Annotated in this window: 11 protein-coding genes; 4 read left to right on the top strand and 7 right to left on the bottom strand. The window is 70.2% G+C overall.

What is annotated here, in order from left to right:
- Positions 1-280: 280 nt before the first annotated feature.
- The 5 genes from rplI to EL245_RS08660 all read right to left on the bottom strand — a co-directional run bounded on the left by rplI (position 281) and on the right by EL245_RS08660 (position 4669).
- The gene (gene rplI / locus EL245_RS08680; RefSeq protein ID WP_126382782.1) at positions 281-736 is read right to left on the bottom strand and encodes a 50S ribosomal protein L9; all 456 of its coding nucleotides are present in this window, start codon (positions 734-736) and stop codon (positions 281-283) included.
- Between the two features lie 15 nt (positions 737-751).
- Positions 752-988, bottom strand: coding sequence for a 30S ribosomal protein S18 (gene rpsR / locus EL245_RS08675; protein WP_126382781.1), 237 nt, complete (start codon positions 986-988; stop codon positions 752-754).
- Between the two features lie 92 nt (positions 989-1080).
- The gene (locus tag EL245_RS08670) at positions 1081-1686 is read right to left on the bottom strand and encodes a single-stranded DNA-binding protein (RefSeq protein ID WP_126382780.1); all 606 of its coding nucleotides are present in this window, start codon (positions 1684-1686) and stop codon (positions 1081-1083) included.
- A 29-nt stretch (positions 1687-1715) separates the two neighbouring features.
- A complete protein-coding gene (gene rpsF, locus EL245_RS08665; protein ID WP_126382779.1) occupies positions 1716-2003 on the bottom strand; it encodes a 30S ribosomal protein S6 in 288 nt (95 codons plus the stop codon).
- A 194-nt stretch (positions 2004-2197) separates the two neighbouring features.
- Complete coding sequence (locus EL245_RS08660; RefSeq protein WP_408608365.1) at positions 2198-4669, bottom strand: transglycosylase domain-containing protein; 2472 nt, start codon at positions 4667-4669, stop codon at positions 2198-2200.
- 273 nt (positions 4670-4942) lie between these two features.
- Between EL245_RS08660 and EL245_RS08655 the strand changes: the two genes are divergently transcribed.
- The 4 genes from EL245_RS08655 (at position 4943) to EL245_RS08640 (ending at position 12285) form a co-directional block, all read left to right on the top strand.
- On the top strand, positions 4943-6031 hold the full coding sequence (locus EL245_RS08655) for an inositol-3-phosphate synthase (protein ID WP_126382777.1): 1089 nt from the start codon (positions 4943-4945) through the stop codon (positions 6029-6031).
- Between the two features lie 284 nt (positions 6032-6315).
- Positions 6316-7161, top strand: coding sequence for a hypothetical protein (locus EL245_RS08650; RefSeq protein WP_126382776.1), 846 nt, complete (start codon positions 6316-6318; stop codon positions 7159-7161).
- A 75-nt stretch (positions 7162-7236) separates the two neighbouring features.
- Positions 7237-10641: a hypothetical protein gene (locus tag EL245_RS08645; protein WP_126382775.1), complete on the top strand. Its 3405-nt coding sequence runs from the start codon at positions 7237-7239 to the stop codon at positions 10639-10641.
- Between the two features lie 249 nt (positions 10642-10890).
- Complete coding sequence (locus tag EL245_RS08640) at positions 10891-12285, top strand: anaerobic C4-dicarboxylate transporter (protein WP_126382774.1); 1395 nt, start codon at positions 10891-10893, stop codon at positions 12283-12285.
- A 45-nt stretch (positions 12286-12330) separates the two neighbouring features.
- On the opposite strand, the gene EL245_RS08635 is transcribed toward EL245_RS08640, so the two are convergent.
- Positions 12331-13452, bottom strand: a complete 1122-nt coding sequence (locus EL245_RS08635; protein ID WP_161512759.1) for an XRE family transcriptional regulator — start codon at positions 13450-13452, stop codon at positions 12331-12333.
- Positions 13452-14135: a hypothetical protein gene (locus EL245_RS13240; protein WP_161512760.1), complete on the bottom strand. Its 684-nt coding sequence runs from the start codon at positions 14133-14135 to the stop codon at positions 13452-13454. The genes EL245_RS08635 and EL245_RS13240 overlap by 1 nt, the downstream gene beginning before the upstream one ends.
- Positions 14136-14213: the final 78 nt, after the last annotated feature.

Raw genomic sequence — 14213 nt, 5'->3', positions numbered from 1 at the left:
CTGTGGACGCGCCCTGCACGACAGGCGCCTGTGGAGCACCGTCCTCCACGGATTCGTACTCTGTGCCCCTCATGCGCACGTACCGAGCGGCTTTCCGAGCGGCACTGGTCTCACAGACCATATGCGCGTTCGTACCTTGTGCCTCGTGCGCGCACCAACAGCGTGCGCACTCGCGGCACAAGGTACGAACGCGGCAGAGAGGTGGACCGGCGCCTCGCGGGGTCAGGCCGGGGGGACGCACCTCGCGGGGGCGCCGGAGCGCCCCCGCGAGGGACAGTGCTCAGCGAGCGGCGACGACGTTGACCTCGATGGTCGCCACGACGTCGGGGTGCAGACGCACCGAGGCGCTGTGACGCCCGACCGACTTGATCGGAGGGTTGACCTCGATCGAGCGGCGGTCGACGACCGGGCCCTCGGCGTCCTTGACCGCGGCAGCCAGGTCGGCGGTGGTCACGGCGCCGAAGAGGCGTCCGTTGGCGCCGGCGGTCGCGGTGACGGTCACGACGTTGTCCCCCAGCCAGGCCCGGGCGGCCTGGGCCTGCTCGAGGGACTCGATCGAGCGGCGACGACGCGCCTCGGCCATCTGGTCGAGCTGGCGCTGGGCGCCCTTCGTCCAGGGCGTGGCCAGCTTACGGGGAACGAGGTAGTTGCGGGCGTAGCCGTCCTTGACCTCGACGACCTCGCCGGCAGAGCCGAGGTTGGTGACGTCGTGCGTGAGGATGAGCTTGGTGGTCATGTCCGTGGCCTCCGTTCAGCGAGCGGAGCTCGAGTAGGGCAGCAGCGCCATCTCACGGGCGTTCTTCACGGCCTTGGCGATCTTGCGCTGCTCCTGGACGGAGACGCCGGTGACCCGGCGGGCGCGGATCTTGCCGCGGTCGGAGATGAACTTCCGCAGGGTCGCGGTGTCCTTGTAGTCGATGGTGCCGACCCGGATGGCCTTGACCGGGCCGACCTTCTTCTTCGGCTTACGAAGCTGAGGCTTCGCCATGGTGGTACTCCTTGCTTCGAGCGCCGGTGGCGCTCAGACGAGATGATGTGATGATGCGCAGCGCCGACGACCGTCGCGGCGCGAGACGAGTCTCAGAACGGGGGCTCGTCACCGAAGGACGTCGTGCCGCCGGTGGCCCACGGGTCGTCAGCGGCGCCGCCGGCCGGCGCGTTGTAGCCGCCCTGGCCCTGCTGGCCGCCGAAGCCTCCCTGGCCACCCTGGGCGTTGTAACTGCCCTGACCGCCCTGGGGCTGGAAGCCTCCCTGGCCGCCCTGGGCGTTGTAGCCGCCCTGGCCCTGCTGGCCGCCGAAGCCTCCCTGACCACCCTGGCCCCGACCGATGCGGGTGACCTGGGCGCGGGCGTAGCGCAGGGAGGGGCCGATCTCGTCGACCTGCATCTCCACGACGGTGCGCTGCTCGCCCTCGCGGGTGGTGAAGGAGCGCTGGTTGAGACGACCCTGGGCGATGACCCGCATGCCCTTGGTCAGGGACTCCGAGACGTTCTCCGCGGCCTCGCGCCAGATCGAGCAGCGCATGAACAGGGTCTCCCCGTCCTTCCACTCCCCGGAGGCGCGGTCGAAGGTGCGCGGCGTCGAGGCGATCGTGAAGGACGTGACCGCAGCACCCGAGGGCGTGTAGCGCATCTCGGGGTCGGCGGTCAGGTTCCCGACGATCGTGATGATCGTGTCACCGGCCATGCTTGTCCTTCCGTTCCGGTCGCTCGGACTCAGGCGTCAGGGCGCAGCATCTTGGTGCGCAGGACGGTCTCGTTAAGGCCGAGCTGGCGGTCGAGCTCCTGGGCGATGGCGGGCGTCGTGGTCAGGTCGACCACGACGTAGAAGCCCTCGGACTTCTTCTTGATGTCGTAGGCCAGACGGCGCTTGCCCCAGACGTCGACCTTGTCGACGGTTCCCCCGTTGCTGGGGACGACCTGCAGCAGCTTCTCGAGCGAGCTGGCGACGGTGCGCTCGTCGGTCTCGGGGTCGAGAATGATCATGATCTCGTAGTGACGCATGCTTGGTACCCACCTCCTCTGGTCTGTGGCGGTCACGGTCTTTCCGTGACAGGAGGGTGATGCGTACGGTCGCGGCGGCGAGCGGCGCCCGACGGCGCAACCGGGTCACGACCCTACCGGAGAGTCCGCGACCCCCGGAAGACGAGGGCCCGGGGCCGTGGCGTGCGGTGCGCCACGTGCCCCGGGTCCCTGGGTCATCCGCCGTTGTTCGGTTGCGAGTTGACTCCCTGTTGCTGCTGCGGTTGCTGCTGGGTGTCGGTTCCGTCTCCCGTGCCGCCGCTCGGCTGCGTGTCACCGGTGTCCTGTGGAGGGGCCGGAGTCGCCTGATCGACCGGCGGCTCGGTCACCTCCTCGACCGGCGCCTCGACGGTCGGGGCCTCGGTCACCTCGACGGTCGGGGCCTCGGTCACCTCCTCGACCGGCGCCTCGGTCGGCACGTAGGTCGGCTCCGGGGTCGCCTCCCCCAGGGACCCGCGCTCGTAGGAGGCCGAGGTCCTCTCGGGGAACTCCTCGACCGGCAGGTCGGCCAGGGCCACCTCCATGTAGTCGGTGAAGATGTCAGCCGGGTAGGTCGAGCCCGTGATCTCGTCGTACTCGCCCCACGGGGTGATCGACTCCTCCTCGCCGTTGGGCCCCGTCTGGTAGAGCGTGACGGCGGTGGCGATCTGCGGGGTGTAGCCGGCGAACTGCGCCGACTTGTTGTCGCTGGAGGACCCGGTCTTGGCGGCCACGGGACGGTTGAGGGCCAGTGCGGTGTCACCCGACCCGTACTGGACCACCTGCTCCATGGCGTAGGTGGCGTCCGCCATGACGTCGTCGGAGAAGACCTTCTCACCCTCGGTGTTGCCGGTGTAGACGACCGACCCGTCGGCGTTGCTCACGTCCTGGACGATGTGGGTGTCGTGACGCGTGCCCTGGGAGGCGAAGGTCGCGTAGGCGGTGGCGATGTCGATGGTGTGCGGCGAGGCCGAGCCGAGGACGTTCTGGACGTAGTCGTTCATGCCGACGGTGTCCTCCGGGTAGCCCGCCCGCACCGCCGCGTCGTTGGTGTTCTCCGGGCCGACGTCCCGGTTGAGCTGGACGTAGGCCGTGTTGATCGAGTACTGGGTCGCCTTGATGAGGTTGGACCAGCCGTAGGACACGCCCCGGAAGTTGACGTACTCGTTGCCCTCGATCGTCATCGGGGAGTTCGAGGTGTAGCCGTCCGACAGGCTCGCCCCCTCCTCGAGCGCCGCCACGAGGGTGAAGGGCTTGTAGGTCGACCCCGCCTGGGCGACGGCGTCCGTCGAGGAGTTGACCTGGTTGGTCAGGTAGTCGCTGCCTCCGTACAAGGCGACGATCCCACCTGTCGAGGCGTCGATCGACACCAGGCCCACGCGCAGGTTCGGCGACGCGCCCTCGGGCAGGTTGTTGACCGCCGCCACCGCGGCCTCCTGGTTCTCCTTGTCGATCGTCGTCACGATGCGGTAGCCGCCGGTGTCGATCTGCTGGGCCGTCAGGCCGGCGTCCGACTCCAGCTCAGCGCGCACGAGCTGGAGCAGGTAGCCGTTGGGCCCCGCGTAGGTCTCCGCGTTCTGGGAGGCGATCGTCTCGGGGAAGGTGGCGGAGTCGTACTGCTCCTGGGTGATGTAGCCGTCCTCGAGCATGTAGTCCAGGACGCGCCCCCACCGCTCCTCCGCCTTGGCGGGGTCGACGGCCGGGTCCCAGCTGCTGGGCGCCGGAAGGATGCCTGCGATGAGCGCCGCCTCGGAGACGCTCAGCTCGGCGGCCGAGTGCCCGAAGTAGGCCTGGGCGGCCGCCTCGATGCCGTAGGCGCCGCGCCCGTAGTAGACGGTGTTGAGGTAGGAGTCGAGGATCTCCTCCTTGGACAGCTCGCGGTCGATCTTGATCGCCATGATCGCCTGCTTGAACTTCCCGACGTAGGAGCTGGTCGTGTCGACGTAGTAGTTCTTGATGTACTGCTGGGTCAGGGTCGACGCGCCCTGGGTGTCCCCTCCGCGCAGGTTGTTGACCAGCGCGCGCACGATGCCCTTGGGATCCACGCCGTTGTTCGAGTAGAAGCTGCGGTCCTCGCTGGCCACGACGGCGTTGCCCACGTAGTCCGGCAAGGCGGTAGTGTCGACGATCGTGCGGTCGATCTCGGCGAACTCGCCCATGACCGTCGTCCCGTCGGAGTAGTAGACGGTCGTCGTCTGGGCCTGGGCGAACTCGCTGGGCTCGGGGACCTTGATCATGGAGTAGGCCAGGACGAACCCACCGACCGCCGCCAGGATGAGCAGCAGGAAGCTGCCCAGCACGAAGCGCCAGCTCGGCAGCCAGCGCATGACCGGGCCCTTGCCCGCGCGGGGGTAGTTGAGGAAGCGGCGCCGGCGCGCGGCCTTGCCCGCCCCCTTGCCTGCCGCGACGGCCTTGGCTGCGCCCTTGCCGGCCTTGTCGGCCTTGCCGGCCTTGGCTGCCTTGCCGCCCTTGCCTGCGCCGCCCGCCGCCGTCGCGGTCGCCGCGCCAGCAGCGGTGCCGGTCGTCGTGGCCTGCGCCTCAGGCGCCCCGGACCGTCCCGCCGGCGGGATGGAGGCGGGCAGCCCCTTCGAGGGGGTCCTCGACGCACCCGCCGCCCGGGACAGCTTCGTGCCCCTGGGACGGGAACCCTTGCCTGTGGATTCAGCCACGCGAACCTCGTTTCTCTGGACGGGTGGATGAGCATGCCCCATCCGTCGGGAACTGACGCAAGTATGGCGCGAGGTCGCTGCCGAGCGATAGCGGGAACCTCCTGTGAGGCAACCGTGAGGCGCGACTCCTCGTGCGACGCCGAGCGCGTCCGGCCAGACTACCGCCTTCGATCAACCTCGGCCGGATGGCTTGGAACATGCGGCTAGATCGATCTAGGGTGAGCCCGCGTCGCCTCGACGCCGAACACCCCCGACACGAGGAGCCCTCGACTCATGCCAGCCCCCTCACCCATCCGCGTCGCGATCGTCGGCGTCGGCAACTGCGCCTCCTCCCTCGTCCAGGGAGTCACCTACTACCGCGACGCCAGCCCCCAGGAGCGGGTCCCCGGCCTCATGCACGTCGACTTCGGCGGCTACCACGTGCGGGACCTCGAGTTCGTCGCGGCCTTCGACGTCGACGCGGCCAAGGTCGGGCTCGACCTGGCCGAGGCGATCACCGCGGGTGTGAACAACACCATCCACCTTGCCGAGGTCGAGCCCACCGGGACCACCGTGCTGCGCGGCCCGACCCTCGACGGGCTGGGCGAGTACTACCGGGCCACCGTCGAGGAGTCCCCCGCGCCGGCCGTCGACGTCGTCGAGGCTCTGCGCCAGGCCCGGGCGGAGGTCCTCGTGTCCTACCTGCCCGTCGGCAGCGAGGAGGCGGCCCGCTTCTACGCCGAGTGCGCCATCGAGGCCCGCTGCGCCTTCGTCAACTGCATGCCGGTGTTCATCGGCTCCACCACGGAGTGGAGCGACCGCTTCGCCGCCGCCGGTGTGCCGGTCATCGGGGACGACATCAAGAGCCAGCTCGGCGCCACGATCACCCACCGGGTGCTCGCACGCCTCTTCGAGGAGCGCGGCTGCGTCCTGGACCGCACCTACCAGCTCAACGTCGGCGGGAACATGGACTTCAAGAACATGCTCCAGCGCTCCCGCCTGGAGTCCAAGAAGATCTCGAAGACCAACGCGGTCCAGTCCAACCTCGCCGCCCGGCTCGACGAGCACGACGTCCACATCGGCCCCTCCGACCACGTCGCCTGGCTCGATGACCGCAAGTGGGCCTACGTGCGCCTCGAGGGCCGCAACTTCGGGGACGCCCCGATCTCCCTGGAGTACAAGCTGGAGGTCTGGGACTCACCGAACTCGGCGGGGATCGTCATCGACGCGGTGCGGGCCGCCAGGATCGCCCTGGACCGCGGCGTGGGCGGGGAGCTGCTCAGCGCGGCGTCCTACTTCATGAAGTCCCCCATGGAGCAGCGCCCCGACGCCGAGGCGCGCGCCAGCGTCGAGGAGTTCATCGCCGGCACCCGCGAGCGCTGAGCCGCCCGCAGGGTACGTGGCTCGCAACTTCTGTCCCGCCACCGAGGACCTCGATCTCCTCAACCAGAGATCGTCGCAGGTCACAGAGCCCTCCGCACACCGAAGGCCGCGAGCCCCACCACTCGTGGCCCCAAAAGTTGCGAGCCACGTACCATCGCAGCGTCCTGGACATCACGGCGACGACCACCAACCGCCCCCAGCCATCCACAGCCCGCGTCCATCACGTTGTCTCCAACCATCTCGCATTAGACAATGCCTACATGAGGCATGAACAAAGGCGGGAGATGCTCATTGACTCTCTTCGGCGATCTCACGGCGCCCTCAAGCAGCGGTTCCTCGCCCCTGACCACTGCAGCCGCCGCGCCCTGTCGCGCATGCTCAGCGACGGATGCGTTCTGCGCCACCCCAATCACGTCATCGCTCTGCCGCAGACCGGTCCGCGGATCGTGACGGCCCGGCGCCTGGGAGGGCTCATCGGCTGCTCACACGCCCTGGAGCACCACGGAATCGACCTGCGGGAACGGCCTGGTCGGCTTCATGTCCTTGTACCCAAGGATCCAGGGACGACGGTCCACGGCATCGGACGGGTCACCGTTCATCGGGTCCCTGGGCTCCCTGTCGATCCGGCTGGGTCGCCCTTCGCCGACCCGGAGTCGAGCCTCCTCACCTTCATGCGCTGCGCCGAGGAGCTCGACGCCCTCATCGCACTCGACTCCGCCCTGCGTGCCGGGGCGGTCACCCGACGACAGCTGCTCGCCGCCCTCCCGGGCCGGCGCAACGGTCCGATGCGGGCGCTGCTTGATCGTGCGGACCCTCGAGCCCGCTCACCGCTGGAGACGATCGCCCGCTACGACCTCCAGGAAGCGGGGGCACCGCCGGAGGTTGCCGTCACCCTGCCCGTGGGCGAGGTCGATCTCATGCTCGGGCCGCTTCTCGTCATCGAGACGGACGGGTACGCCTACCACTCCTCGTGGGAGGACTGGAACCGGGACCGCCTGCGCGACCAGCGCCTTGCCGCCGAGGGGAGAACCGTGCTCAGACTCACCTCCCGGCAGGTGCTCGGGCGACAGACGGTGCGGATCGTCCGACCTGTCGCCCGACGGCTGGGGTGCTGGCCGTCTCGGGCCTGAGCCCCGCGCAGGCCGCTCGTCCACGAGACGGGCCTGGACACGCCCCGGTCACCTGCCGTCACTACCCTGGATCCCATGGATGACATCACCGCCGCGACCAACTCGGCCATCAGCCTGCGCCTGGAGCTCCTGGGGATCCCGACCTCCCCGGGCATCGCCGACGAGGCGGCTGAGAGGCTCGTGTCCCCTCTCCTGGCCCGCCAGCGCGAGATGTCGCGCCGCCTGTCCCACCGCCTGTGCGCCGCGGACTCCCGGGTCCAGACCTTCATCGACTCCTACCTCGAGGGCGCCCCGGTGGCCCCGCAGCTGCCTCGCTCGACCTTCGTCCTGGACCAGCCGGGCCTGGCCCGCGAGCTGTCCCTTCCCGTGGGCGCCACCTCCTTCGAGTCGCCCTACGTGCGTTCCTACAAGGTGATGAACGGGGTCCTCCACAACCCGGTCAACGACCGCCGCACGACCGCCGGGGTGTTCCACGTCGCCCAGGGCGGTCTGCCTGTGCCCGACGACAAGATCTCCGTCGACCGGGACGTCTTCGCGCGCCTGCTCGACGCCGCGGTCCGCCCGCCCACCGACCTCATGACCCTGCCGTGGTCGGCGAGCACTGACCAGCCCGCCCGCTGCTTCGTGTCCCTGCTCCTGCGCCCGGTCGTCGTGCCCGCCGTCCCCGGGTTCTCCGTCGAGCGCAGCATGGAGATCCGCTTCATCGTGCCCGGTGGGCTCGTGTCCAACCTCGACTTCGTCGAGGGGATCTTCGGCAACGGCGGCGACCCCTACCTGCCCGAGCACGACGCCTCCCTGGCCCCTGAGTCCTGGACCGGTCACACCGGCTGCGTCATCCTCGCCCCCCACCTGACCGGGCTGACCAAGGAGGAGCTGGGCCTGCCCCACTGGGACCAGGCCACCGAGCGCCAGCGGCGCGACGGCCAGTGCTGGACGGTCCCCGGTGAGCTGTACAACGACGGCAAGGCCTTCAAGTGCTGCGCCCGCGACGAGCGCGGGGTCATCGTCACGGTCATCGCCGACAACTACTTCGGCTACTGCAAGAAGGAGGTCAAGACGCAGATCGGCTACTCCGCCAACCTCTTCGGCAACGTCGAGGAGGAGCACGCCGGAGGCGCGATCGCCTACCCCCGCTACAACCTGGGCCAGGAGTACGTCGACGACCGCACCCCGCCCAACCGCACGGTCGAGCGCGTCATCGAGGCCAACCCGGGGCGCTTCGCCCCCCAGGGCGACGGCAGCGCCGTCGACCTCACCGACGCCTCCGTCGTGCTCGTGCCCGGAGGGGCGACCTACTCGATGCGCAGCCAGACGGTCAGCTGGGCGCGACCGGACGGGACGACGAGCTCGGTGCCGCTCCTGGCCGGAAGGACCTACGTCGCCCCCACCGGCTACCGGGTCCACGCCAAGCACCGGGTGGGGGACCCCACCCAGTGGCACCTCGTGGGCACCGCGCCCTGGTCGACCCACGCCCACAAGCCCGCCACGGTCTCGGGCGGCGGGAAGTCGGAGATCTCCAAGTCCCTCCTGGACGCCTTCGTCTTCGGTGAGGCCTACATCAAGGAAGTCGAGGCCGACCTCGACGCCGTCCAGGCACTGCTCGACCGCGACTTCTCCGAGCGCTTCGCCGATCCCCGGGCCAACGGCACCGACCACCGCCCCATCCTGTCCTCCGACCGCAGCCTCGGCTCGGTCATCAAGCTGCTCACCCCCCGTGAGGAGTACAGCGAGGAGCACAACGCCCTCCTGGCCTCGATCCCGGCGCACGTCAAGGAGCTCGTCTTCACCGTCAAGCGCTTCTACCGGCCCGAGTGGGGCACCGACTGGCGCAGCCACTTCACGGTGGGGGTCATCAACGGGCGCACGGGCAGCTCCCTGCGTCTGGACGGCGAGGTCGTCAAGGTCAACATGCTGCGCGTCGGCTTCGAGGCCGACGGCGCCTGGCGCCTGTTCTCCCTGCGTCCCGACTTCTCGCCGGCGGCCAAGGTCCAGACCGAGGACGACATCACCGCCTCGACGGTCGTGCCCGGCAGCGGGGGCGCGCCCTCGCGCAAGTACGTCACCAACTGCGAGAGCCTGCTCTTCCAGCGCCCCGACGACGCCATCGTGCGCGGCTACGACAAGCAGACCGAGCTCGACATGTCCCGCCCGGGGACCTTCATCTCCAACTTCGAGCCTCTGACCACCGACGACGCCCGCGCCATGGTCGACGACGCCCCGGGGCTGTCCCGGTTCACCGCGCCCATGCGCGAGCTCGTCGAGCGGGCCGCCGCCGTCGAGGACCCCACGGGCCCTGAGGCCGCCGCCCGGCGCACCTACTTCGTGTCCTCGGCCAACCCGCGCCTCGTGGGCGGGGTGCCCTCGAAGAACCCCCGCTACCTCCAGCTCCGCCCGGACCTCGCCCGCCCCGAGGAGGCCCGCCTGGCCGACCTGTCGAGCCACCTGTGGGAGCAGGTGCCGCTGAGCGAGCCGCTGGCCCACGGGGTCGACGTCGTGGCGGCCGGGCGGCGCAACAACCCGCCCGAGGGCACGGTGCCCCCGTTGTGCGCCTACAACCCGCTGCACTACATGGAGCTGCCCGAGCTGTTCATGGAGTTCATCTCCTCGATGACCGGCAAGTCCCCCTCGACGACGGGCGCGGGCAGCGAGGGGGCGCTGACCAAGGCCCCCTTCAACGCCCTGCCCGCGGTCTACGACCTCAACGCCGCCCTGCTGTCCTACGCCCTGGGTGGCTACGACGGATGGCTGTCCAGCGCCGGGTGCATCGGGCCGAAGGTCACCGTGGCGCACGACATCTCGCTGCTTATCCCCGAGATCTTCTCCCGGATGGACGCCTCCGAGCGTGACGCCCGGACGCTTATCGAGGGCGGCTACCTCGAGCGCATCGAGGACATCGAGCACGAGGGCCGTCGGATCGAGGCCTCCCGTCTGGGATACCGGATGAACGAGGACTTCGCGGCGACCTACTTCGGGCGGATCTTCCTCCACCCCGACGTCATCTTCACCGAGGAGATGCTCCGGCCCGAGCTGCAGGACCCCGCGGTCTTCGCGGAGTCGGTCGACGTCATCGTGGCCACCCACCGGGTGGTCGCCCAGCACTACGTCGACGACGGCTCCATCGCCCAGGCGGTCCCGCCGCTGCGGGCGCTGCTGGAGATCATGGTCGACGGGCGCAGCTCCGAGGGCTGGACCCTGTCCGACCCCGAGCTGCGCGAGCTGTTCACCCGCGAGTCGATCCTCGCCTCGGACTGGTACGCCGAGCGCCTCGACGCCAAGGTCCGCCGCGACGTGGCCCACGCCGAGCGCTCGGTGACCGCGCTGACGACCTTCGTGGGCACCGAGGGCAACGAGGAGGTCACGACGCGCCTCGGTGTCGCCGAGCGGCTCGAGGCCGCCCGCGCGAGGGTCGAGGAGTACTCCTCACCTGCCTACCGGGCCTCGCTCGTGGGCACCCTGGGCCTCCAGCCCGAGCTCGCCTGAGACCAGGGAGACCAGGTGGTCGGCCCGGGGCAGCCACCCCGGGCCGACCCTCGCCGGGCCGACCCTCGCCGGGCCGCGCGAGACCGGAGGGCGAGGGACCGGGACCCCGTCCGCGCCAGCTCCGCCCAACCGAGGACACCGAATGGGACCCAGGTCCCGTCTCAGGGGCGTAGCCAGCCGGTAACGGCGCCTTCGGCGCGACATGGTGCGTGATTACCGTCACATGAGGTGCCGTGAGGGCGTACCGTCATGAGGACCACACCGTCCGTCCCCCGGGAGGTGCCCGTGTCCGCCCTCGTCATCACGCTCGAAGTCGTCATCATCCTGGCCTGCCTGCTCGTGGGCGCCCACAAGGGCGGCATGGCCCTGGGCCTCATCTCCGGCATCGGTCTGGTCGTCCTCGTCTTCGGCTTCCGCCTCGAGCCCGGCGAGCCGCCCGTCTCCGTCATCCTCACGATCCTGGCCGTCATCGGCTGCGCCGCCACCCTCCAGCAGTCAGGCGGCCTCGACGTCATGATGCAGTTCGCCGAGAAGCTGCTGCGCAAGCACCCCGAGCAGGTCACCCTCCTCGGCCCGCTGGTCACCTGGACCCTGACCGTCCTGTGCGGCACCGGCCACGTCGTCTACACGATGCTGCCGATCATCGCCGACATCTCCATCAAGAAGGACATCCGACCCGAGCGCCCGATGGCCGCCTCCTCGGTAGCCGCGCAGATGGGCGTGACGGCCTCGCCGGTGTCGGTGGCCACCGTCTCGGTGGTCTCGATCCTCGCGGACAACACGAGCAAGGGGTGGTCGGTCCCCCAGATCCTCATGGTCTCGGTTCCCGCCTCGCTGTCCGGGGTCCTCCTGGCCGCCCTGTGGTCGATGCGCCGGGGCAAGGACCTCGACAAGGACGAGGAGTTCCAGGCCCGCCTGGCGGACCCCGAGTTCCGCGCCAACGTCTACGCCGGTTCCGAGACCCTCATCGGCAAGGTCTTCCCGCGCGAGGCCTACCGGGCGACCGCGATCTTCCTGGGCGCCATCGCGGTCGTCGTGGTCCTGGGCGCGGTCGAGAGGCTGCGTCCCCTGTTCGCCACCGGGGACGGCGGTGAGCTCGAGCCCCTGTCGATGAACCTCGTCATCCAGATGGTCATGCTCGCCGCCGGGGCGCTCATCCTGCTCACCTGCCGGGTCGAGGCCGGCAGGATCGCCTCGACGGCCGTGTTCAAGTCGGGCGCGACGGCGATGTTCTCCATCTTCGGCGTGGCCTGGATGACCGAGACGGTCGTGTCCGCCCACCTCGACTCCCTGGAGTCCGGTCTGGCGGGGGTGCTGTCCGACCACGTGTGGACCTACGCGATCGTCCTGTTCATCATCGGCAAGCTCGTCAACTCCCAGGCCGCCGGCCTGCTCATCGTCGCCCCGATGGCTCTCCAGCTCGGGGTCGACCCGGTGGTCATCGTCGGCTTCATCGGGGCGTCCTACGGGTACTTCATCCTGCCGACCTACCCCTCGGACCTGGCCGCCATCGGCTTCGACCCGACCGGGACGACCCGCATCGGCAAGTACATCGTCAACCACTCCTTCCTCGTGCCCGGCCTCATCGGGGTGGCCACCTCCTGCCTCGTGGGCACGGTCCTGGCCCGCCTGCTCCTGGGCTGAGCCACGCCGCCGCACGGATGTCCCGGGGGCGTTGCGCCGTCAGGCTCAGTGCACCAGGGACAGCTCCGGTCGCCCACCGGGGGCCGGGTCGTCGTGTGCGGCCACGTCCGGCGAGCCGGCAGGGGGGTGCACTGAGGTGAGCACCTGCCCGAGCGTGAGGGCGGCCACGTCCTGGGGGCGCTGACCGATGGACTCCGCCCAGGTGCCCACGGGTGTCCGCGTGGAACGCAGATGGTCGGCGAGTGTCCGGAAGACGCGTGACTGCTCATGAGGCAGGCCGCTGCCCGGCTCGTCATCGTCGAAGCCCCTGAGGGACAGCTCGACCTGGAGCTGACGATAGCCCCAGTCGGTCAGCCTCCCGGCGTCGTAGACCGCGCGCGCAGCCGCCCGCGCCGAGACGCCGAGCAGCTCCTTGAGGGCCAGCACCCTGGCCAGCGAGGGCGACCGAGGGACCTGGGCGCGCACTGTCGACTCGGGCATGAGGAGCTCGGCCGCGAAGGCGTCCGCCTCCCGCTCCAGCTCGCGGTCAGTCCGCTCCCCGGCGCTCACGGTGCTGCCGTGCAGCACGAGGTGCCCGATCTCGTGAGCCAGATCGAAGCGGGACCGCTCGGAGGTCTTGAGCCTGGACAGGAAGACGTACGGGCGGCCGTCCTCGCCCCAGAAGCTGAAGGCGTCGATGTCGACCGTCTCCACGGGCAGGCCGAGCACCCGCACGCCACGGGACTCCGCGAGCTGGACGAGGTTGGGCAGGGCGCCAGCGCCCAGGCCCCAGGAGGCCCGCAGCTCGCGGGCAGCACCGGCGGGGGACAACCTGGGGTCCGCGGCGGGCAGGCGTAGCGGCGGCAGGTGGAACAGGGTGGCAACCTCGCCGTAGAAGTCCGTCCCTAGGGCGCCCAGGGACAGTGATCGGTGGCGCAGCCCGGCACCGGCCCGGCGCCGGGCACGGAAGAAGGCCGCACCCTCGGCGACCTCCTGGAGGGCGGGGCGCCGGAAGAAGGCCGCGGGCTGGCAGGTGGCCGCCACGAGGGCGGCGCACCGCGAGTCCGGTGCGCCGTCGCGCTCCCAGGTGGTCAGGGTCCGCGTGGTGACCCCCACCTCGACGGCGAGCGCGGACCGGGTCAGTCCCTGGCGCTGCCGGGCCAGCCTGATTCGGGTCGGGTCGATCATCAACCGACCGCCGTGACCTCGAAGTCGACGTCGTCCGAGGGCAGGATCCCACCGTCCTGCCGACCGTCGACCGCTATGCCGTCCACAGGGGCCTCGGGCAGGATGATGCGGCGAGCCCATTGGTCGACGACGCCGTCGTGACAGCTCAGAGGCAGGGACAGCTCGCACCGCAGCACCCGGGCGCCGGCGTCCACCCTGTTGAGGAGGATCCAGGTACTCACCGCCCGGGCGTCGACGGCCGGTCCGAGCGGGGCGTCACCCAGGTCGAGTGTGAGCTGGCACGGGACCGCGGTTCCGCGGCGCGCCGCGTTGGCCTGCACCTCCGACAACAGGACGGCACCACGCGCTCTGGCGTTCTCCGGCTTGTGGCCCGGGTCGCCCGTGTCCTGGTTCCCGCCGATGACGGCGATGGCCACGGTGCCGTCGGGGCTGACCGAGCGCGGGGCGTTGAGGTGGTCGTGCTTGGTCCAACCCAGCTCCTCGAGGGCGGCGCGCAGTGCTCCTACCGTCTTGGACCACCGCTGGAACCCCAGGGAGATGGCGGGTTCGAAGGGGTCGTGCTGGTTGTCGGCGGCACGCAGGCCGTCCACGCAGGCTTGAACGAGCAGAGCCGAGCTCAGCCCCATGCGCCCGAGCTCGGTCTCGGCGTCCTCACCAACCAGGCTGCGGGTCTCGGCGGGCACCTGAGGCACAGTGACCTCCCGGGGTCGTCTCGAAGGAGTGCGAATAACAGGAAGTACACACCTCGCCGCACCGCGACG

Source organism: Actinomyces howellii (assembly GCF_900637165.1).
Lineage (GTDB): Bacteria > Actinomycetota > Actinomycetes > Actinomycetales > Actinomycetaceae > Actinomyces > Actinomyces howellii.
This window is presented reverse-complemented; position numbering and strand designations above follow the sequence as displayed.